Origin of the sequence: Pseudomonas sp. SK (genome assembly GCF_012975065.1) — a bacterium.
In the GTDB taxonomy this organism is placed as follows: Bacteria; Pseudomonadota; Gammaproteobacteria; order Pseudomonadales; family Pseudomonadaceae; genus Aquipseudomonas; species Aquipseudomonas anuradhapurensis.
In genome coordinates this window covers 1,849,416-1,869,506 of the sequence record NZ_CP051857.1, presented here as the reverse complement: position 1 = coordinate 1,869,506, position 20,091 = coordinate 1,849,416, and the positions used below count along the sequence as shown (strand labels likewise).

The 20,091-nt window shown below is 63.1% G+C and carries 18 protein-coding genes; 7 read left to right on the top strand and 11 right to left on the bottom strand.

What is annotated here, in order from left to right; translation table 11 throughout:
• The first annotated feature begins 152 nt into the window (after window positions 1–152).
• The gene (gene lexA, locus HG549_RS08575) at window positions 153–761 is read left to right on the top strand and encodes a transcriptional repressor LexA (protein ID WP_114170995.1); all 609 of its coding nucleotides are present in this window, start codon (window positions 153–155) and stop codon (window positions 759–761) included.
• 13 nt (window positions 762–774) lie between these two features.
• On the top strand, window positions 775–1,251 hold the full coding sequence (gene sulA / locus HG549_RS08570; protein WP_170029095.1) for an SOS-induced cell division inhibitor SulA: 477 nt from the start codon (window positions 775–777) through the stop codon (window positions 1,249–1,251).
• Window positions 1,252–1,300: 49 nt separating this feature from the next.
• Here the strand turns inward: sulA and HG549_RS08565 are convergent, their stop codons facing one another.
• The 7 genes from HG549_RS08565 to HG549_RS08535 form a co-directional block, all read right to left on the bottom strand.
• The gene (locus tag HG549_RS08565) at window positions 1,301–1,534 is read right to left on the bottom strand and encodes a hypothetical protein (RefSeq protein WP_004376430.1); all 234 of its coding nucleotides are present in this window, start codon (window positions 1,532–1,534) and stop codon (window positions 1,301–1,303) included.
• A 50-nt stretch (window positions 1,535–1,584) separates the two neighbouring features.
• Entirely contained in the window at window positions 1,585–2,100 is a 516-nt protein-coding gene (locus tag HG549_RS08560; RefSeq protein ID WP_170029094.1) for a DUF6586 family protein, read from the bottom strand.
• A gap of 89 nt (window positions 2,101–2,189) precedes the next feature.
• Window positions 2,190–4,799 (bottom strand): type I DNA topoisomerase, encoded by a 2,610-nt coding sequence (gene topA / locus HG549_RS08555; RefSeq protein WP_170029093.1) that lies wholly within the window; start codon window positions 4,797–4,799, stop codon window positions 2,190–2,192.
• 100 nt (window positions 4,800–4,899) lie between these two features.
• Window positions 4,900–5,151, bottom strand: coding sequence for a DUF1653 domain-containing protein (locus HG549_RS08550; protein WP_170029092.1), 252 nt, complete (start codon window positions 5,149–5,151; stop codon window positions 4,900–4,902).
• 76 nt (window positions 5,152–5,227) lie between these two features.
• Entirely contained in the window at window positions 5,228–6,403 is a 1,176-nt protein-coding gene (fadA, locus tag HG549_RS08545) for an acetyl-CoA C-acyltransferase FadA (protein WP_170029091.1), read from the bottom strand.
• 31 nt (window positions 6,404–6,434) lie between these two features.
• Complete coding sequence (gene fadB, locus HG549_RS08540; protein WP_170029090.1) at window positions 6,435–8,582, bottom strand: fatty acid oxidation complex subunit alpha FadB; 2,148 nt, start codon at window positions 8,580–8,582, stop codon at window positions 6,435–6,437.
• Between the two features lie 640 nt (window positions 8,583–9,222).
• Entirely contained in the window at window positions 9,223–9,660 is a 438-nt protein-coding gene (locus HG549_RS08535; RefSeq protein ID WP_170029089.1) for a hypothetical protein, read from the bottom strand.
• 110 nt (window positions 9,661–9,770) lie between these two features.
• Here HG549_RS08535 and HG549_RS08530 point away from each other — a divergent pair, with 110 nt between their 5' ends.
• Window positions 9,771–10,211: a universal stress protein gene (locus HG549_RS08530; protein WP_170029088.1), complete on the top strand. Its 441-nt coding sequence runs from the start codon at window positions 9,771–9,773 to the stop codon at window positions 10,209–10,211.
• 125 nt (window positions 10,212–10,336) lie between these two features.
• On the opposite strand, the gene HG549_RS08525 is transcribed toward HG549_RS08530, so the two are convergent.
• Window positions 10,337–12,265 carry an ATP-binding cassette domain-containing protein gene (locus HG549_RS08525; RefSeq protein WP_170029087.1) on the bottom strand — a complete coding sequence of 643 codons (1,929 nt, stop codon included), beginning with the start codon at window positions 12,263–12,265 and terminating at the stop codon, window positions 10,337–10,339.
• A gap of 221 nt (window positions 12,266–12,486) precedes the next feature.
• Between HG549_RS08525 and HG549_RS08520 the strand changes: the two genes are divergently transcribed.
• A complete protein-coding gene (locus tag HG549_RS08520) occupies window positions 12,487–14,412 on the top strand; it encodes a transglycosylase SLT domain-containing protein (RefSeq protein WP_170029086.1) in 1,926 nt (641 codons plus the stop codon).
• Window positions 14,413–14,478: 66 nt separating this feature from the next.
• Here the strand turns inward: HG549_RS08520 and HG549_RS08515 are convergent, their stop codons facing one another.
• Entirely contained in the window at window positions 14,479–15,282 is an 804-nt protein-coding gene (locus HG549_RS08515; protein ID WP_170029085.1) for an MOSC domain-containing protein, read from the bottom strand.
• Window positions 15,283–15,338: 56 nt separating this feature from the next.
• Complete coding sequence (locus tag HG549_RS08510) at window positions 15,339–16,274, bottom strand: chemotaxis protein CheV (RefSeq protein ID WP_170029084.1); 936 nt, start codon at window positions 16,272–16,274, stop codon at window positions 15,339–15,341.
• Window positions 16,275–16,622: 348 nt separating this feature from the next.
• Between HG549_RS08510 and HG549_RS08505 the strand changes: the two genes are divergently transcribed.
• The 3 genes from HG549_RS08505 to HG549_RS08495 all read left to right on the top strand — a co-directional run bounded on the left by HG549_RS08505 (window position 16,623) and on the right by HG549_RS08495 (window position 19,035).
• Window positions 16,623–17,135 (top strand): histidine kinase, encoded by a 513-nt coding sequence (locus HG549_RS08505; RefSeq protein WP_170029083.1) that lies wholly within the window; start codon window positions 16,623–16,625, stop codon window positions 17,133–17,135.
• Between the two features lie 354 nt (window positions 17,136–17,489).
• Window positions 17,490–18,386 carry a sensor histidine kinase gene (locus HG549_RS08500; protein WP_170029082.1) on the top strand — a complete coding sequence of 299 codons (897 nt, stop codon included), beginning with the start codon at window positions 17,490–17,492 and terminating at the stop codon, window positions 18,384–18,386.
• Window positions 18,376–19,035: a response regulator transcription factor gene (locus HG549_RS08495; protein WP_170029081.1), complete on the top strand. Its 660-nt coding sequence runs from the start codon at window positions 18,376–18,378 to the stop codon at window positions 19,033–19,035. The genes HG549_RS08500 and HG549_RS08495 overlap by 11 nt, the downstream gene beginning before the upstream one ends.
• Here HG549_RS08495 and yegS read toward each other — a convergent pair.
• Window positions 19,019–19,906 carry a lipid kinase YegS gene (gene yegS, locus HG549_RS08490; RefSeq protein ID WP_170029080.1) on the bottom strand — a complete coding sequence of 296 codons (888 nt, stop codon included), beginning with the start codon at window positions 19,904–19,906 and terminating at the stop codon, window positions 19,019–19,021. The genes HG549_RS08495 and yegS overlap by 17 nt on opposite strands.
• Window positions 19,907–20,091: the final 185 nt, after the last annotated feature.

Here is a 20,091-nt window from a genome sequence, read left to right as displayed (position 1 = left end):
GCGACGCGCTTCACGCTGCAAGCCTCAAAACAGCAACGGCTCACGCCGGGGCCTGCAGCAGCGTTTCGCAGTTTTCTTGCTGCCGGTAGCTTGCAGCGCATCCAGTACTGTATATAATCCCAGGCACTGTACAAAAAGACAGAGCGCCCAACATGTTGAAACTGACGCCACGCCAAGCCGAAATTCTCGCGTTCATCAAGCGTTGCCTGGAAGACAACGGCTTCCCGCCAACCCGCGCCGAGATCGCTCAGGAGCTGGGCTTCAAGTCGCCCAACGCCGCCGAGGAACACCTCAAGGCCCTCGCCCGCAAGGGCGCGATCGAAATGACCCCGGGCGCCTCTCGCGGCATTCGCATCCCTGGCCTGGAGGCCAAGGCCGAAGAAAGCGGCCTGCCGATCATCGGCCGGGTCGCCGCCGGTGCGCCGATCCTTGCCGAACAGCACATCGAGCAATCCTGCAATATCAGCCCCGACTTTTTCCACCCCCAGGCCGACTATCTGTTGCGCGTGCACGGCATGAGCATGAAGGACGTCGGTATCTTCGATGGCGACCTGCTGGCGGTGCATACCTGCCGCGAAGCACGCAACGGCCAGATCGTCGTGGCGCGTATCGGCGACGAAGTCACCGTCAAGCGTTTCAAGCGTGAAGGCAGCAAGGTCTGGTTGCTTGCCGAAAACCCCGAATTCGCCCCTATCGAAGTCGACCTGAAAGAACAGGAACTGGTGATCGAGGGTTTGAGCGTCGGCGTCATTCGCCGCTGATCCAGGAGGCGTCATGCAGCAGTTCATTCACGCACCCGAGCAAGCCCAGTTGCCATTGTTCGAAGCATTCCTCGCCCAGCCAGTCTTGCCAGGCCTGAAAACCACTGAACTGGCACGCAAGAGCAGCCAGCCCGAGCTGTTCAGCGAACTGTCGCTGCGCGGTGCTCCCGGGCACTGCCACAGCCTGCTGGCACCGGTACTGCGCGAGCTGAGCGAAGAGGACGAGGCCCGCTGGCTGACCTTGATCGCTCCGCCTTCGAGCCTGACCCAGGCCTGGCTGCGCGACGCCGGGCTCAACCGTGAACGCATCCTGCTGCTGCACCCTCGCGGCAATCAAAGCCCGCTGCAACTGGCCTGCGAAGCGCTGCGCCTGGGCCGCAGCCACACAGTGGTCAGCTGGCTCGGCAATGTGAATGCCACGGCACGCCAGCAATTGCTGCGTGCCGCCAGCGCCGGAAACGCACAAAGCCTGAACATCCGCCTCGGCTGATGTTCAGGCTTTGCCTGTTACCGCGTGACACCGGGTGCCGCGCTGCCTATCAGTGCAGCACGCGCGGCCCCTCGTCACGCTCGAGTTCGCCGTCCATCAGGCGACCGGCCATTTGCACGCCCACACTGAGCATGGCCTTGGCCACTTCCACATGTTGACCCTGCAGGAACGCCTTGGCGTCTTCCGAGAAATCCAGGGTTACCAGAGAGCCCTCATCCTCGGCGCGACGCAGTTCGATGCGGCCATCAGGCAACTCGACAATTTCCAGAAACGACGTAGACATAAATGGCAGTTCTCCGCGAAAGGCCAGTATTGTACCAGCCGTAGCGGCTATCAGCACTCACTCAACGCATCACGGAAACGTCTTACAAGGCCCTTGAGGTTGCTGCGCCAGCTTTCCAGTTCTGCACGTGACAGCGCCGGATGCTCGGGCTCATCGAGATTGACAGCCTGGATCAGCGGCTGGGTAACGTCGGTTTTTGGTGTTTTCTTCGCGACCGGTGGTCGGAACAAATCGGCATAAGCACCTAGCATTTGTGCCAGCCAGGTTTCACGCTGGCGGGCCAGCTCCAGCAGCTCGGCCACTTCCGGGATGGCGATGCCGTTCAGGGCGTCGTCGGCCAGTGCTTGTTCGACCGTAGCAACGACAGGCAAGCGATAGAAGCCACCAATCTCATGGCACAGCCCCAGCAGCGCGCCGTACAGGTGAAACAGCGCCGATTCACGCTCAGCCTCGACCAGGCCCTGGGCGTTCATTGCCTGGCTTTGTTCGGCCTTGGCCATGGACTCCAGGGCGAGGCCGGCGAAGAACAGTTTCTGGTTGGTGCGGGTGTAGAGTTCCTGGGCCATCTCGGTGCCCTCCCATAAGGCTGCAAGGCGGATAGCTGCATCATAAATGATTGGGGCCGCAAAGCGGCCCCAATCACAGCACTCAAGGATCAGCGCTTGTCTTCAACCTTCCACGCATTACCGTCGTAGAACGCCTTCCAGCCGGTCGGCTTGCCGTCGACTTCAGACTGCACGTACTGCTCCTTGGTCTTGCGGCTGTAGCGGATCACCGCAGGCCGACCGTCCGGATCCTTCTGCGGCGCATCGCACAGGAAATGGTACTTAGGATCGATCTCGTGCTTGTGCGGCACGATCTCCAGCACCAGCGGCGCACGCGTCTCACGGTTCTTGGGGAACTGGCTGGCAGCCAGGAACAGCCCCGAAGCACCATCACGCAGCACGTAGGTGTCGTCGACCTTCTCGCATTTGAGCTCAGGCATATCCACCTTGTCCATCTTCGGTGGCGCTGCCTCGCCGCTCTTGAGCAGCTTGCGGGTGTTCTTGCAGGCCGGGTTAGTGCAACCGAAGAACTTGCCGAAGCGGCCAGTCTTCAACTGCATCTCGCTGCCGCACTTGTCACATTCCAGGCTCGGCCCTTCGTAGCCCTTGATGCGATAGTTGCCTTCTTCGATCTCATAGCCGGCGCAATCCGGGTTGTTGCCGCAGATGTGCAGCTTGTGCTTCTCGTCCAGCAGGTAGGCATCCATCGCCGTGGCGCAGATCGGGCAGCGGTGCTTGCCCAGCAGCACACGGGATTCCGATTCGCCCTCGTCGTCGGCGGCAATCTCATCGCCCGGCACCAGGTTCACGGTAGCCTTGCAGCGCTCTTTCGGCGGCAGGCTGTAGCCCGAGCAGCCGAGGAACACGCCGGTCGAGGCAGTACGAATCATCATCGGGCGGCCACATTCCTTGCACGGAATGTTGGTCATGGTCGGCTGGTTGGCGCGCATGCCGTCTTCGCTGGACTCGGCAGTCTGCAGCTTCTTGCTGAAGTCGCCATAGAACTCGTCGAGCACGTTCTTCCAGTCACGCTCACCCTGGGCCACGTCGTCGAGGTTCTCTTCCATGTCGGCGGTAAAACCGTAGTCCATCAGGTTGGAGAAGCTCTCGGACAGGCGCTCGGTGACGATGTCGCCCATCTTTTCCGAGTAGAAGCGGCGGTTGTGCAGGGTCACATAGCCACGGTCCTGGATGGTCGAGATGATCGCCGCGTAGGTCGACGGACGGCCGATGCCGCGCTTCTCCATTTCCTTGACCAGGCTGGCTTCGGTGAAGCGTGCCGGTGGCTTGGTGAAATGCTGGCTCGGGTCGATCTGGATCAGCTTCAGCGCTTCACCCTGGACCATCTCCGGCAACACATCGTCTTCGCCCGGCTTGCTCTGCTGCGGCAGCACACGGGTGTAACCGTCGAACTTGAGGATACGGCCCTTGGCCCGCAGCTCGAAGTCGCCAGCAGCCACGGTGACGCTGGTGGACAGGTACTGCGCCGGCGGCATCTGGCAGGCCAGGAACTGACGCCAGATCAGCTCGTACAGGCGCTCGGCGTCACGCTCCATGCCACTGAGCTTGGTCGGGTGGGTGTTGACGTCGGAAGGACGAATCGCTTCGTGCGCCTCCTGGGCGCCCTCCTTGCTGCCATACACCAGCGGCGCATCCGGCAGGTACTGCTTGCCGAATTCACGCTCGATGTAGCTGCGCGCCATGTCCAGGGCGTCGGCCGACAGGTTGGTCGAGTCGGTACGCATGTAGGTGATGTAGCCGGCTTCGTACAAGCGCTGGGCCATCATCATGGTTTTCTTCACCCCGAAGCCCAGGCGGTTGCTGGCGGCTTGCTGCAAGGTGGAGGTAATGAACGGCGCCGACGGCTTGCTGCTGGTCGGGCGGTCTTCGCGCTTGACCACGCTGTAGCTGGAGGCCTTGAGCTTTGCCAGCGCAGCCATGGCCTGGGCTTCGTTCAGCGGCTTGAAGGCCTCGCCCTTCTCGCGCGCCACTTCGAAGCGCACCTTGGCGTTCTTGGCCGTACCCAGGTCGGCGTGGATTTCCCAGTACTCTTCGGGGATGAACGCGCGGATCTCGCGCTCGCGCTCCACCACCAGCTTCACCGCCACCGACTGCACCCGGCCGGCGGACAGGCCGCGGGCAATCTTGGCCCACAGCAGGGGCGAGACCATGTAGCCGACTACACGGTCAAGGAAGCGCCGCGCCTGCTGGGCATTGACCCGGTCGATATCCAGCTCACCCGGCTGCGAGAAGGCATCCTGGATGGCCTTCTTGGTGATCTCGTTGAACACCACGCGCTTGTAGCGAGTGTCATCGCCGCCGATGGCCTCGCGCAGGTGCCAGGCAATGGCTTCCCCTTCGCGGTCCAAGTCGGTTGCGAGATAGATGGTGTCGGCATCCTTGGCCAGGCGGCGCAGCTCTTCGATCACCTTTTCCTTGCCGGGCAGGATCTCGTACTTGGCCTTCCAGCCGTGGTCAGGGTCGACGCCCATGCGTGCGACCAGCTGGCGACGGGCTTTTTCCTTCGGCGACAGCGCCGGAGCCTCACCCGCGGCCTTGCCACGCTTGGCGGTCGGCTCTTTGCTGGCGCTGGCCGAACCGCTGGTGGGGAGGTCTCGGATATGGCCGATACTCGACTTCACCACGTACTGGTTGCCCAGGTACTTGTTGATGGTCTTGGCCTTGGCCGGGGATTCCACAATGACCAGCGATTTGCCCATGGATCGGAGTATTCCTGAATCTGAAGATAAAAAACGCGTCAGGTGCCAGACGCGGCACCGCTATATATAGTGGCAAAAGTGCGAGGTCAAGTTCGGACTATCACGCTTGCGACTTGCCCAGCAGCCCGGACAGCCCCTCTTCGGCCTTGACCAAAGCAAAGCGTGGCACCTGCTCGCCGTCAACCTCGACGGACTCCTGGAACATCGAAAGTGGCCGTACCCAGAAGCTGTAATCACCATACAGGCATTGGTAGAACACCATCCACTCTTCGCTTTCGGAGTGCCGTGCAACACTGAAGACACGGTACTCAGGCCCTTTGTAATGCCGGTATATGCCTGGTTGTATCTGCATGTTGCCCACCCTCTTGAAAAAAACCTGAAAAAAACAAAACCGGGGCACAAGGCCCCGGTCGCTGTCCGCAACGCGATCAGACGCGTTCGAAGACAGTGGTGATGCCTTGGCCGAGGCCGACACACATGGTCGCCACCCCCAGGGTACCGCCATTCTGCTTCATGACGTTGAGCAGGGTGCCGGAAATCCGTGCCCCGGAGCAACCGAACGGGTGGCCCAAGGCAATGGCGCCGCCGTGCAGGTTAACCTTCTCATCCATCTTGTCGAGCACTTTCAGATCTTTCAGCACTGGCAGGGCCTGTGCAGCGAAGGCTTCGTTGAGCTCGATGAAGTCGATGTCGGCCATGCTCAGGCCGGCACGCTTGAGGGCTTTCTGGGTCGATGGCACCGGGCCGTAGCCCATGATCGCCGGGTCGACACCGGCCACTGCCATGGCACGGATGACGGCCAACGGCTGGATGCCCAGGTCCATGGCGCGCTGGCCGGACATGACGATCATGCACGAGGCACCGTCGGTGATCTGCGACGAGGTACCGGCAGTGACGGTACCGCCCTTGGGGTTGAACGCCGGCTTGAGCGAGGCCAGGCCTTCGAGGGTGGTTTCCGGGCGAATGGTTTCGTCGAAGTCGAATACCTTGAGGAAGCCGTTCTCGTCATAGCCCTGCATCGGGATGATTTCGTCCTTGAACTTGCCTTCGACCGTGGCCTTGTGGGCCAGCTGGTGCGAACGCAGGCCGAACAGGTCCTGCTGCTCACGGCTAATGCCGTGCATCTTGCCGAGCATTTCCGCGGTCAGGCCCATCATCCCGGAGGCCTTGGCGGCGTGCAGGGACAGGTGCGGGTTGGGATCCACGCCATGCATCATGCTGACGTGGCCCATGTGCTCCACGCCACCGACCACGAACACATCACCGTTACCGGTCATGATGGCCTGGGCGGCAGTGTGCAGCGCACTCATCGACGAGCCGCACAGGCGGCTGACGGTCTGCGCTGCGGAGGTGTGCGGGATCTGGGTCATCAGCGAGGCCATGCGGGCGATGTTCCAGCCCTGCTCCAGGGTCTGGTTGACGCAGCCCCAGATCACGTCCTCGACCTCTTTCGGGTCGACCTTGTCGTTGCGTTCCAGCAGCTTGCTGATCAGGTGCGCCGACATGTCTTCGGCGCGGGTATTGCGGTGCATGCCACCCTTGGAGCGGCCCATTGGCGTGCGACCGAAGTCGACAATCACCACGTCTCTTGGATTCAGGCTCATATCAAATCTCTCGCTCTAGCTGGTTGACCGCTCAGTTGAAGAAGCGCTGGCCGTTCTTGGCCATTTCACGCAGCTTGGCGGTCGGGTGGTACAGCGGCCCCAGGTCGGCGTACTGATCGGCCAGGGCAACGAATTCGGCCACACCGATCGAGTCGATGTAGCGCAGCGCGCCACCGCGGAAGGGAGGGAAGCCAATGCCATAGACCAGGCCCATGTCGGCTTCGGCAGCGGTTTCGACGATGCCGTCTTCCAGGCAGCGCACAGTCTCCAGGCACAGCGGGATCATCATCCAGTTGATGATGTCTTCGTCGGTGACTTCACGCTGCTCGAAGACGATCGGCTTGAGCACGTCGAGCACGCTGGCGTCGGCGACCTTCTTCGGCTTGCCGCGCTTGTCGGTTTCGTAGGCGTAGAAGCCTTTGCCATTCTTCTGGCCCAGGCGGTTGGCCTCGTACAGGGCGTCGACGGCCGAGCGACGCTCGTCCTTCATGCGGTCCGGGAAGCCTTCGGCCATCACGTCACGACCGTGGTGGCCGGTGTCGATGCCGACCACGTCCATCAGGTACGCCGGGCCCATTGGCCAGCCGAACTTTTCCATGACCTTGTCGATACGCACGAAGTCGACACCGGCACTGACCAGCTTGGCGAAACCGCCGAAGTACGGGAACAGCACGCGGTTGACCAGGAAGCCCGGACAGTCGTTGACCACGATCGGGTTCTTGCCCATTTTCTTGGCGTAGGCCACGGTGGTGGCGACCGCCACATCACTGGACTTCTCGCCACGGATGACTTCCACCAGCGGCATCATGTGCACCGGGTTGAAGAAGTGCATGCCGACGAAGTTTTCCGGGCGCTTGAGCGCCTTGGCCAGCAGGTTGATGGAAATGGTCGAGGTGTTCGAGGCGAGGATCGCATCGTCCTTCACCTGGCCTTCGACTTCGGCCAGCACGGCCTGCTTGACCTTCGGGTTCTCGACCACCGCCTCGACGACGATGTCGACATTGGCGAAATCGCCATAGGACAGGGTCGGGCGAATGGCGTTGAGCGCCTCGGCCATCTTGGCCGGGGTCAGGCGGCCCTTCTCGACGCGGTTGCCAAGCAGCTTGGCAGCCTCGTTCAGGCCCAGCTGGATGGCTTCTTCGCGGATGTCCTTCATCAGGATCGGGGTGCCCTTGACCGCCGACTGGTAGGCGATGCCGCCACCCATGATACCGGCGCCGAGCACGGCCGCCTGCTTCACGTCGTGGGCGATTTCGTCGTGGGCCTTGGCCTTGCGCTTGAGTTCCTGGTCGTTCAGGAACAGGCCGACCAGGCTTTCGGCAACCGAGGTCCTGGCCAGTTTGGCAAAGCCTGCCGCTTCCACTTCCAGGGCTTTGTCACGGCCGAAGTTGGCGGCCTTCTGGATGGTCTTGATGGCTTCGACCGGTGCCGGGTAGTTCGGGCCGGCCTGGCCAGCGACGAAGCCCTTGGCGGTCTCGAAGGCCATCATCTGCTCGATGGCGTTGAGCTTGAGCTTTTCCAGCTTGGGCTGGCGCTTGGCCTTGTAGTCCAGTTCGCCACTGATGGCGCGCTTGATCAGGTCGAGGGCACCGGCCATCAGCAGTTCAGGCGCAACGACGGCATCCACGGCCCCGACTTTCAGGGCGTCTTCGGCACGGTTTTCCTTGCCGGCGGCGATCCACTCGATGGCATTGTCCGGACCGATCAGGCGCGGCAGGCGCACGGTGCCGCCGAAGCCCGGGTAGATACCCAGCTTGACTTCCGGCAGGCCGATCTTGGCGCTGCTGGACATGACCCGGTAGTCGGCGGCCAGGCACATTTCCAGGCCACCGCCCAGGGCGATGCCGTTGATGGCGGCCACGGTCGGCACTTCGAGGTCTTCGAAGGCGTTGAAAATGCGGTTGGCTTCCAGGTTGCCGGCGACCAGTTCGGCCTCGGGCAGCTTGAAGTTGTCGACGAACTCGGTGATGTCGGCGCCGACGATGAACACGTCCTTGCCACTGCTGACGATCACGCCCTTGACCGAGGCGTCGGCCTGGATGGCATCGACGGCCTGGCGAAGCTCGTTCAGGGTAAGGCGGTTGAACTTGTTGACGGACTCACCCTTGAGGTCGAACTTGAGCTCGACGATGCCACTTTCAAGAGCCTTAACCGTGATGGCTTTACCTTCGTAAATCATCAACTGATCTCCACGATATGGAAGCTGAACGTACACGCCGATCGCTGCAGCAAAAGCAGGCCTAGCTGCCCTGCCCCAGGCACACCCGTCAGCGCGCTATTCGGAAGTATGGCTTGGCGCGCTGACATACAAACGCTCAATTCATACGCCCGTTTGATTTGGGTGTGCACACATTCTCCGAAAAGAACGGCGTTGTCAAATGCTCACGAGCCGGGTGAAAACGCGACTTTCCAGTCATTTTGTATCGCTCAGGTACAAAACATGATGACAGTGATCGCTGACCATTCATGTCAGCGATTGACCATAGGCGACGGTGAAGCGCGGTGTTTTTCCGCTTGCGCGACAATGCCTGGCGGCTACACTGCCACTTGCTTGATGAATACCCGGCCTGCCTGGCCTTTTCTGCGCAGCAGAACGCAAAGCGGCGACTTGGCACCCTATCCCTTCAGGGGTATGCCAAGCCGCCGCTTTGTCGTTACAGAGGTTCAAACAGCGCCGCATAGCCTTGCAGGAGCGGCCTTGTGTCGCGATGGGCCGCAGAGCGGCCCCGGCAATTTCAGCTATGACGCAAAAAACCGGAGCCGCTGCGCGTCCCATCGCGACACAAGGCTGCTCCTACAGGGCCCGTGCATGACAGGCCTCAGGCCAGCGTTTCGAGGACGTAGGCAACATCCTGCAACACAGCCGTATCGCCACGCTCGGTCCAGTACAGGGCAATCATCCGCGCATCGGCTTCGACCTTGTAGACGCTCGCGGGCAAGCGCGCCAAGGGCTCCATGAACCGTGGGTCTTCACAGGGCTCGCGCCACTGGTTCCACCACACCCCGGGGCTGATCTGCCAGAAGCTGAAGCTGTCCTCATGCCCGCGACGGCGCGCCCGATGGTATTGCGGGCACGGGCTTGGCGCTGGCCTTTCCAGCCAGTGCGGCCACTGCTGCGGCGCCAACTGCATGGCCAGGCCCATGCGCCGCGCCTCCAGGCGCAGCTTCATCTGCTCGCTCTGCTTGCGCGAGGTGCGCAACCAGGAAAGCGGGCTGAGGATCAGCGCAAGGATTGACACCACCAGCAATACCGTCATATCAGTAGTTCCCATAAAACGTTGCAAATGAGCCGGTTAGCCATTTTTCACGGAAGACCCGCCCGAAAGCGACCATACTTCTTCTATCGCGATTGTCAGGAGTTCCGCTCATGTCCTACGAACATCTTCTGGTCGCCGTCGACCTGACCGAAGAATGCGACCCGGTGATCAAACGCGCCATGGCGCTGGCGACACCGTCAAATGCCAAGGTCTCACTGGTACATATCGTCGAGCCGATGGCCATGGCGTTCGGCGGTGACGTACCCATGGACCTGTCGCAACTGCAACAGCAGCAGTTCGACCAGGCCAAGGAGCGCATGGAACGCCTGTTCAACAAGTACCCGGACATCCACCGCGGCGACTCGCACCTGACCTATGGCCAGCCGCGCCAGGAAATCCACCAGCTGGCCAAGGACCAGAAGTGCGACCTGATCGTGGTCGGCAGCCACGGCCGCCATGGCCTGGCGTTGCTGCTGGGTTCCACGGCCAATGATGTGCTGCATGGCGCGCCGTGCGATGTGCTGGCGGTAAGGCTGCAGAAAAAAGAATGATTTGACCTGTACCGGCCCTTTCGCGGGCTTGCGCGCTTCCACAGGGACTGCACAGAGCTGAAAATCTGTGGAGAACCTGTGGGAGCGGGCAAGCCCGCGAAGACGCCGGCCCAGGCTGACGCCGATCAGCCTTCCAGCTCGGCCCAACGCTCGACCAGCACATCCAGCTCGGCCTGCAGCTTCTCGATCTTCGCCAGCACTGCCGAGGTTTCCGCAATCGGCCGCTGATAGAAGCCCGCCGCATTCACCTCTTCCTGAGCTTCGGCCATGCGCTGCTCCAGTTCGTCGATCTGCCCAGGCAGCATCTCCAGCTCGCGCTGCAGCTTGTAGCTGAGCTTCTTCTTCGAGGCATCGGCCGCCGCAACAACCGGCGCCGGTGCAGGCTTGGCCTCGACCTTTTCGACCACCGCGCTGTTGAGCTCGGACTTGCCGCCCTTGCTCTCGGTCACGCCCAGCAGCTTCGGCGAACCACCCTGGCGGATCCAGTCTTCATAGCCCCCCACGTATTCGCGCACCTTGCCCTCGCCCTCGAACACCAGGGTGCTGGTGACCACGTTGTCGAGGAAGGCCCGGTCGTGGCTGACCATCAGCACGGTACCCTTGTAGTTGGACAGCACCTCTTCGAGCAGCTCGAGGGTTTCCACGTCCAGGTCGTTGGTCGGTTCGTCCAGCACCAGCAGGTTGGCCGGCTTGCTGAACAACTTGGCCAGCAACAGCCGTGCACGTTCGCCACCGGACAGCGCCTTGACCGGCGTACGGGCACGCTGCGGGCTGAACAGGAAGTCGCCCAGGTAGCTCAGCACGTGGCGGTTCTGGCCATCGATCTCGATGAAGTCGCGGCCTTCGGCTAGGTTGTCGATCACCGTCTTTTCCAGGTCGAGCTGATGGCGCATCTGGTCGAAGTAGGCGACTTCCAGCTTGGTCCCGCGCTCGACCTTGCCCGAGGTCGGCTGCAGGTCGCCGAGCATCAGCTTGAGCAAGGTGGTCTTGCCGGTACCGTTGGCACCCAGCAGGCCGATGCGGTCCTCGCGCTGCAGGACCATGGAAAAATCCTTCACCAGCATCGGCCCGTCCGGGTGATGGAAGCTGACGTTCTCCAGCACCATCACCTGCTTGCCGGACTTTTCCGCCGCCTCGATCTGGATGTTGGCCTTGCCCTGGCGCTCGCGGCGTTCGCTGCGCTCCACACGCAAAGCCTTGAGTGCGCGCACCCGGCCTTCATTGCGCGTACGGCGGGCCTTGATGCCCTGGCGGATCCATACCTCTTCCTGGGCCAGGCGCTTGTCGAACAGCGCGTTGGCGGTTTCCTCGGCGGCCAGCGCGGCCTCCTTGTGCACCAGGAAGCTGGCATAGTCACCGTTCCAGTCGATCAGGCCGCCACGGTCCAGTTCGAGGATGCGGGTGGCCAGGTTCTGCAGGAAGGACCGGTCGTGGGTAATGAACAGCACCGCGCCGTTGAAGCCGCGCAGGGCCTCTTCGAGCCAGGCGATGGCGCCAATGTCCAGGTGGTTGGTCGGCTCGTCGAGCAGCAGCAGGTCGGGTTCCGACACCAGCGCCTGGGCCAGCAGCACACGGCGGCGCCAGCCACCGGACAGCTCGGCCAGGGTCTTGTCGGCCGGCAGCTGCAGGCGGCTGAGGGTGCTTTCCACCACCTGCTGCAGGCGCCAGCCGTCACGGGCTTCCAGCTCGTGCTGCACGTGCATGAGTTTTTCCAGGTCTTCATCGCCCTGGATATTCAGGCTCAGGTGATGGAACTGCGCCAGCAACTCGCCGACGCCATCCAGGCCGGCGGCCACCACGTCGAATACCGTGCGCTCGTCGGCCACCGGCAGCTCCTGCGGCAGTTCGCCGATCTTCAGCCCCGGTGCACGCCAGATCTCGCCGTCGTCGCCCTTCTGCTCGCCCTTGACCAGGCGTAGCATGCTCGACTTGCCGGTGCCGTTGCGGCCGATGATGCACACCCGCTCGCCACGAGCGATCTGCCAGGACACATGGTCCAGCAGCGGCATGGCGCCGAATGCAAGGGACACATCGCTGAATTTGAGCAGGGTCATGTTGGTCTCCATAAATCGGGCGCGCATTCTACCTGACTTGGCCCCGGAGGGCATCTGCCTGGCCGGTAGACCAGGGTTGGGCGACATCTGGTCGAACTTAATATCCCGATACAAGCACAGTGCTTTCACCCGCCGCCGGCAAACGGCTAAGCTAAGGCTATAGCTTCCAACAGTGCTGGCTCCGCCGTCACTTCCCCATGGTTCAACTGCCCGGACGTATCATGCGCAGCCGCCTGTTACACATTGCATCCTGCCTGCTGCTCACCGCCGCCACCGGCGCGGCGCAGGCCACCGACCTTACCCTGCAACGCCAATACTATGACGAGGCCAAGCGCGCGCTGGCCAAGGGCGACAAGGGCCCGTACCTGCGCTATGCCCAGGCCCTCAGCGACTACCCGCTGACGCCCTACCTGGCCTATGACGAACTCACCGCGCGCCTGAAAAGCGCCAGCAACCAGGAAATCGAAGACTTCCTCGCCAAGCATGGCGACCTGCCCCAGGCCAACTGGATGAAGCTGCGCTGGCTGCGCTGGCTGGCCGAACGCGGCGACTGGGATACCTTCGTCAAGTACTACGACCCCAAGCTCAACTTCACCGAACTGGACTGCCTCAACGGCCAGTACCAGCTCAGCCATGGCCTGCGTGCCGAGGGCTACGCCACCGCCGACAAGCTATGGAACGTCGGCAAGTCGCAACCGGCCACCTGCGACACGCTGTTCGCCATGTGGGCAGCCGAAGGCCAGCTGACCGAGGCCAAGCGCTGGCAACGCACCAAGCTGGCGGCCCAGGCGCGCAACTACAGCCTGGCCAACAACCTGGTCCAGACCCTGACCACCCTCGGCCCGCAAGGGCGCCTGCTGGTCGACGTGGCGCAAAAGCCCGAACTGCTCAATCAGCCGTCGCGCTTCACCCCGGCCAACGAAGCCATGTCCGACGTGGTCAGCCTCGGCCTGCGTCGCCTGGCCCGGCAGGACCCGGAACGGGCCATGGCGCTGCTCGACGACTACGCCCAGCGCATGCATTTTTCCCGCGACGAAAAGGTGGCGATCGCCCGTGAGATCGGCCTGACCCTGGCCCGTCGCTACGACCCGCGCGCACTCGACCTGATGACCCGCTACGACCCGGAGCTGCGCGATAACACCGTCAGCGAATGGCGCCTGCGCCTGCTGCTGCGCCTGGGCCGCTGGGAGGACGCCTACGAGCTGACCAAGCGCTTGCCGCAGGACCTGGCCAGCAGCAGCCGCTGGAAGTACTGGCAAGCCCGCAGCCTGGAGCTGGCGCAGCCGAACAACCCGCAAGTGCCGTTGCTGTACAAGAACGTGGCGCGCGAGCGTGACTTCTACGGTTTCCTCGCCGCCGACCGGGCACAGACCCCCTACCAGCTGAACAACAAGCCGCTGGTACTCAGCCCGCAGCTGGTCAACAAGGTGCGCAACACGCCGGGCATCCGCCGCGCGCTGGAGTTCCATGCCCGCGGCCAGATCGTCGAAGGCCGCCGCGAGTGGTACCACGTCAGCCGCCACTTCAACCGTGACGAAATGGTCGCCCAGGCGCGCCTGGGCTACGACCTGCGCTGGTACTTCCCGGCCATTCGTACCATCAGCCAGGCACAGTACTGGGACGACCTGGACATCCGCTTCCCGATGGCCCACCGCGACACCCTGGTGCGTGAAGCCAAGGTCCGCGGCCTGCACTCGAGCTGGGTATTCGCCATTACCCGCCAGGAGAGTGCCTTCATGGAGGATGCACGCTCCCCGGTGGGCGCCAGCGGCCTGATGCAGCTGATGCCCGCCACCGCCAAGGAAACCGCGCGCAAGTTCAGCATTCCCCTGGCATCGCCGGCGCAGGTGCTCAACCCGGACAAGAACATCCAGCTCGGCGCCGCCTATCTGAGCCAGGTGCACAGCCAGTTCAACGGCAACCGGGTACTCGCGTCGGCGGCCTACAACGCCGGGCCAGGGCGAGTGCGGCAGTGGCTCAAAGGTGCCAAGCACCTGAGCTTCGATGTGTGGGTGGAATCCATCCCGTTCGACGAGACCCGCCAGTACGTGCAGAACGTGCTGTCGTATTCGGTGATCTACGGGCAGAAGCTCAACTCGCCGCAGCCGTTGGTGGATTGGCATGAGCGGTACTTTGACGACATGTGAGGGTTGCTGAAACTGCACCGGTCTCTTGGTGGATAACCCCGCCAAGAGGCCGGTGCAGGCAACCGGTCACTCCAGGATTTCGACTTCCATCCCTACTTCAAGCTGCCCACCGCCATCCACCGCCAGGTTCTGCCCGAACAACACATCCCCCTCCTTTTCGCGGAAGGTCCTGAGCGTGGCCATCGGCTCGCGGTCGGCACTGCGCTCGCCAGTCGCCGGGTCGATGGTGGTGAAGATGCAGCGCACACTGGGCTTGAGCACGCGGAACTCCAGGCTGCCGATGCGAATCCGCTTCCAGCCATCCTCGGCAAAGGGCGCCGCGCCTTGCACCACCAGGTTGGGGCGAAAGCGCAGCATCTCCATCGGCCGGCCGATCCGCCGGTTGAGTTCGTCCAGCGAGCCCTGGCCGATCAGCAACAACGGAAAACCGTCCGGAAACGCCGCCCGGTCAGTGTTCAAGCCATAGCCATTGGGCAGGTAGCGCGCGCGCTGTTCGGGGCAATGCACCAGGCGTACGGGCTTGCCCAGCAGCTCGCTGAGCCAGGCCGCCGCCGCATCACCGGCATCCGGCACGCGCAAGGTATCGCGCCAGATGGTCACGCCCCGCAGTGCGTCATCGGCCGCCGGCACCGACACCCGCAACGCAGCCTGCCCCGGCGCCTGCAGCAGCAACTGGCCGCTGTCGTCTTCGCTGGCGCGGAGCTGGCCAAGCTGCGGCCAGGCACGTTGGGTGAGGAAGCGTCCGTTCTCCTCCTCCACCACCATCCAGCGCCGATCACCCTGCAACCCCAACAACCCCACCGCTGAAGCCTGCAGGCGTTGCGCCTGCCCCGACTTCACCGGGTACCGATACAGCTCACTGAGAAACATCCCTGCCGCCTCGCGTCATGCAAAAACGCCAAGCTTATACCCGGCAGGGGCCTGGATCACGCAGTAGCGGCATCCAGCAACAGGCGTTGCTTGACCACATCGACAAGGCGATCAGGCTGGAACTTGGACAGGAAGTTGTCGCAGCCGACTTTTTTCACCATCGACTCGTTGAAGCTGCCCGACAGCGAGGTATGCAGCACCACGTAAAGCTGGCGCAAACGGGCATCGCCACGAATCTCGGTGGTCAGCCGGTAGCCGTCCATTTCCGGCATCTCGGCGTCGGTAAACACCATCAGCAACTTCTTGCAGACATCCTCGCCGGCATCGGCCCAGCCCTTGAGCAGGCGCAACGCCTTCAGCCCGTCACTGGCCACGTGCAGCTTCACCCCGAGCTGGGACAGGGTGTCGCGCAACTGCGCCAGGGCCACGCTGGAATCGTCCACCAGCAGCACCTCGCGGCCACGCGCCCGCGCCAGCACCGGGTCAGCGAGCTTGTCGCCGGAAACCCGGGCGTTGTACGGCACGATCTCGGCCAGTACCTTCTCCACGTCGATCACTTCGACCAGCTTGTCATCCACCTTGGTGATGGCGGTCAGGTAATGCTGGCGCCCGGCGCTGGTCGGCGGCGGCATGATCGCTTCCCAATTCATGTTGACGATGCGGTCTACGCCGCCCACCAGGAAGGCCTGGACCGAACGGTTGTACTCAGTCACGATGATGGTGCTGTCAGGCCCCGGCTGCAGTGGGCGCATGCCGATCGCCTGGGACAGGTCGATCACTGGCAGGGTCTGGCCACGCAAGTTCACCACCCCGCAGACGAAGGCGTGGCGCTGGGGCATCAGGGTCAGCTTGGGCAGCTGGAGCACTTCCTGGACCTTGAACACGTTGATCGCGAACAGCTGGCGACCAGCCAGGCGAAACATCAGGATTTCCAGGCGGTTCTCACCCACCAGTTGCGTGCGTTGGTCTACCGTGTCGAGAATGCCAGCCATTGGAAAACCCCCAGGCTTGAGTCGAAAAAATTGAGATCATCCACCTTGTATCGGCGGCTTCACGCCCAGCTTGACCCTTGCCGGAAAATGCGCCGAAACAATTGATATCACTTTAACATCATGCTTTACTGCGGGCACCGCCAGGCAAATCGGCAGCCCGGCAAAAAGTTCCCTACCTGAGGCTCGGATCAGGGAAACCCTTAGCGACAATCGGGTGCAACCTGATGTTCGCGCTATCCTTTAGCCATTAATGTGACGCCATTCTCATTGCATGAATGGAGTCAGGCTTTTGCTAGCTATCGTATCGGCGTGCCCGTCCTCTGCGCCTGCCTTACGCGCGGGGGCATCATGAAGGACAGTGCCTTATCGTTCGATGATGCGCTGCAGCGGTTTCTGCTGGACGCTCAGGTACAGCTGACCCAGGCGCAGGAGTGCCTGCAGCATCTGGAACTGATCGACAACGACCCGGATGCCTGCCGCTGCCTGGACAACGCGCTCGATAGCCTCGCCCGCCAGGCCATGCACCTGGGCCTGCGCGAAGTCGCCCATTACACCACTGCCCTGCAACAGTTGCTCGCCCCGGCCTGCCACGACGGCTGCCTGCAGCGCGAAGCATTGCCGGCCGTGGAGGCATGCCTGACCCTGCTCGCCTGGCAGCTGGAGCTGGTCGACCCCCTGACAGGCCGGCTTAACCTGGACATCGGCGAGCAGCTGGTGCTGCTGGGTGAACTGGCCAAGGTCGTGCAGCAGCCCTTGGCCCGAACCTGCACGTCCTGTGACGAACAAGGCAGCGTGTGCATCCACCCGCATGACAAAGCGGCAGACGGCACACAACCCGACCGCTCGCCGTCCTCGTATTGACCCGGCACAACGTGCAACTGGCCTCGTTGATTCAAGCCCACCATGGTCGAGCCTGGAAGGTGCCCGAAGTTGCCGGAGCAAGGTCGGATCATTACCGCACAAGTTACCCATTACGCGCCTCAACGGGTGGCACTTTGCTGGCCGGCAGGGCGCAACCGGCCGGCGTTTCAAAGCGCTACCCAGCCGCGACCGCGGCAGTACGAAGTGGTAATATGCGCACCCACAAACGCTTGCAACCTACTGAAAGGTTGGAAGCTCATGTGCTCGAAAACCTATCGAAAGAACTGCGCCCAAGCTTCTGACCAGCATTGTGCAAGGCCCTTCATCAGCAATACTTCAGTGGCTTCCCTACCTATGCTCCCACGCTTGAAGACTTCTTTGCGCTGCCGCTCCCGCGCCGCCCTGCTGCGCTGGGCAACGGTCGGGCTGTGCGTGGCCTCGCTGGTCGCCAACCTGGTGCTGTACCTGGGCAACCAGGCGATCCCGACCAGCCTGCTGCTGCTACAGCTGGCCGCCACCCTGGGCACTGCCGTGCAACTGGGCCTGAGCGCAAGGTCGATCAGCCTGCGTCCGGCGGAACTGGCCGAGCGCATGCTCAAGGTCCAGGAAGACGAACGCCAGCACCTGGGCCGTGAACTGCACGACGACATCGGCCAGTTGCTCACCGCCGCCAAGCTGCAGTTGCAATGGCTGCAAAAACGCATGCCTGACGAGCTGCAGGGCCACTGCGAGGCGCTGCGCAGCACGCTGGATGACACCTTGGGCAACGTGCGCAACGTGTCCGCCCTGCTCAACCCGCGGCAGCTGGCCAGCCTTGGCCTGGAAGCCAGCCTGCGTGCGCACCTGGTGCGCACCCTGGCCAACAGCGACGTGCACTGGAGCCTGGCTTGCAACCAGCGCCTGGGCGGCATTGACGAGGCGGTGACCATGGCAGTGTTCCGTATTACCCAGGAAGCCGTGACCAACATGCTGCGCCATGCCCAGGCACGCAACCTGGTCATCGGCCTGCAACGCACCCCCGCAGGGCTGGCGCTGTCGATCCGTGATGACGGCCATGGCTTCGTGCCGGCGAGAAACCCGGCCGAGGCAGGCCAACGCGGCCTGGCCGGCATGCTGGAGCGGGTCACCGCGCTGCAGGGCAGCCTCGCCATCACCAGCCAGCCCGGCCAGGGCACGCACATCGAGGCGGTGTTCCCATGGCCACCGCGTACTCAGCAACGCGCCAGGAATACCGACACCCATGACCTGTAGACTGCTGTTGGTAGACGACCATTCGCTGATCCGCGCCGGGGTGCGTGCCCTGGTCTGCGACATCCCCGGTTATGACGTTATCGGCGAAGCCGACGATGGCAGCCAATTGCTGGAACGGGTGCGCATGCTGGCGCCGGATATCGTCTTGCTGGACATCTCCATGCGCTCGACCAGCGGCCTGGATGCACTTACCCAGCTACGCGCCAGCGGCAACAACTGCAAGGTGCTGATCCTGTCGATGCACACCGACCCGGACCTGATCATGCGTGCCCTGGAAAGCGGCGCCCACGGCTACCTGCTCAAGGACACCAGCGCCACCGAGCTGGAGCAGGCCCTGGCCGCGGTGCGCAACGGCGAACGCTACCTCAGCCCGGCCATCGCCCACACGGTCATCAACCAGGCGCTGCAGCACACCAGGCAGGGCAAGCAAGCCACGGGCGAGCGCCACAGCCTCACCGCGCGGCAACTGGAGATCCTGCGCCTGATCGTGCGTGGCAAATCGACCCGGGAGATCGCCAGCGGCCTGGGCCTGTCGATCAAGACGGTGGAAACCCACCGTTCGCAAATCATGAAACGCCTGCAGATCCATGACGTGGCTGGCCTGGTGCTGTTCGCCGTGCGCGAGAAAATCATCAGCCTGGACGACTGAGCAACGGCGACCCGGCTGGCAGGTGCAGGCGCAATGCCGCGGCCCTGGCCTGGAAGCGCAGCTTGTCGGCCTGCAACGGCTCGCCATCGAGGTTGATGTCCAGCCCCTGCGAGCACTTGATCTCGACCCAGGGCAACCTGGCCCGGACGAACAGGCCGTCTCCGGCCAACAGGTCACGCAAGGTCCCGACCACTTCCTGCGGAGCCGGCAGGATGGCAATGTCGAGCAAGCCGTCGTTGACCACCGCCTCGGGGCACAGCACCTGCCCGCCCCCGGCCTGGCGGCCATTGCCGATACCCAGCGCCAGCAAGTCCCCTTGCCAGTGAAAACCTGGCCCCTGCAACGCCACCGAAGCGGCCTGCAGTTCGCTGAAGCGCGATAGCCCGGTGAACAGGTAGGCGGCAGCGCCCAGGACTTTCTTCAGGTCTTCGGAGGTGTTGGCCGTGACCTGGCTGCCAAAACCGCCTGTGGCCATGTTGAGGAACAACTGCTCGCCGGCCTGCCCCAGGTCTATCGGCTGCGCAGGAACGTTGAGCAAGGCCAGCGCCGTGGCGGTCTCCAGGGGGATGCCGGCGGCCTTGGCAAAGTCGTTGGCCGTGCCCAGCGGCAGCAACGCCAGGCTGGCCTCGGTACCCGCCAGCCCCATGGCCTCGGCGACATCGCGCAGCGTGCCGTCCCCACCCCCTGCAACGATATGGCTGTAGCCGGCGGCCAGCGCTTCGGTAACCAGGCGCTGGGCGTCACCGGCCTCCCAGGTAACCCGCACATCCAGCACCCAGCCGCTGTCGCGCAGGCCGCGCACGGCGCTGCGCACCTCTTCGTTCATCGCCTGCTTGCCGTGCAGGATCAGCATTGCCTTGCGCCCTTGCATGTGCGCGCCTCCATAAATGGATCAACCCAGATCTCGACCCTCGGCAGCCCAGGATCGTTGCATGCCGCTGTGCAATTGATCGGCTCAACCGGTGTTTTTTCACAGCATCGCACAGGCCCGGCTATGCTTGGCTGATGCATCGACAAGTTTTTGACCCGAGCAGGGAGTCTTTCCAGGCCAGTCAG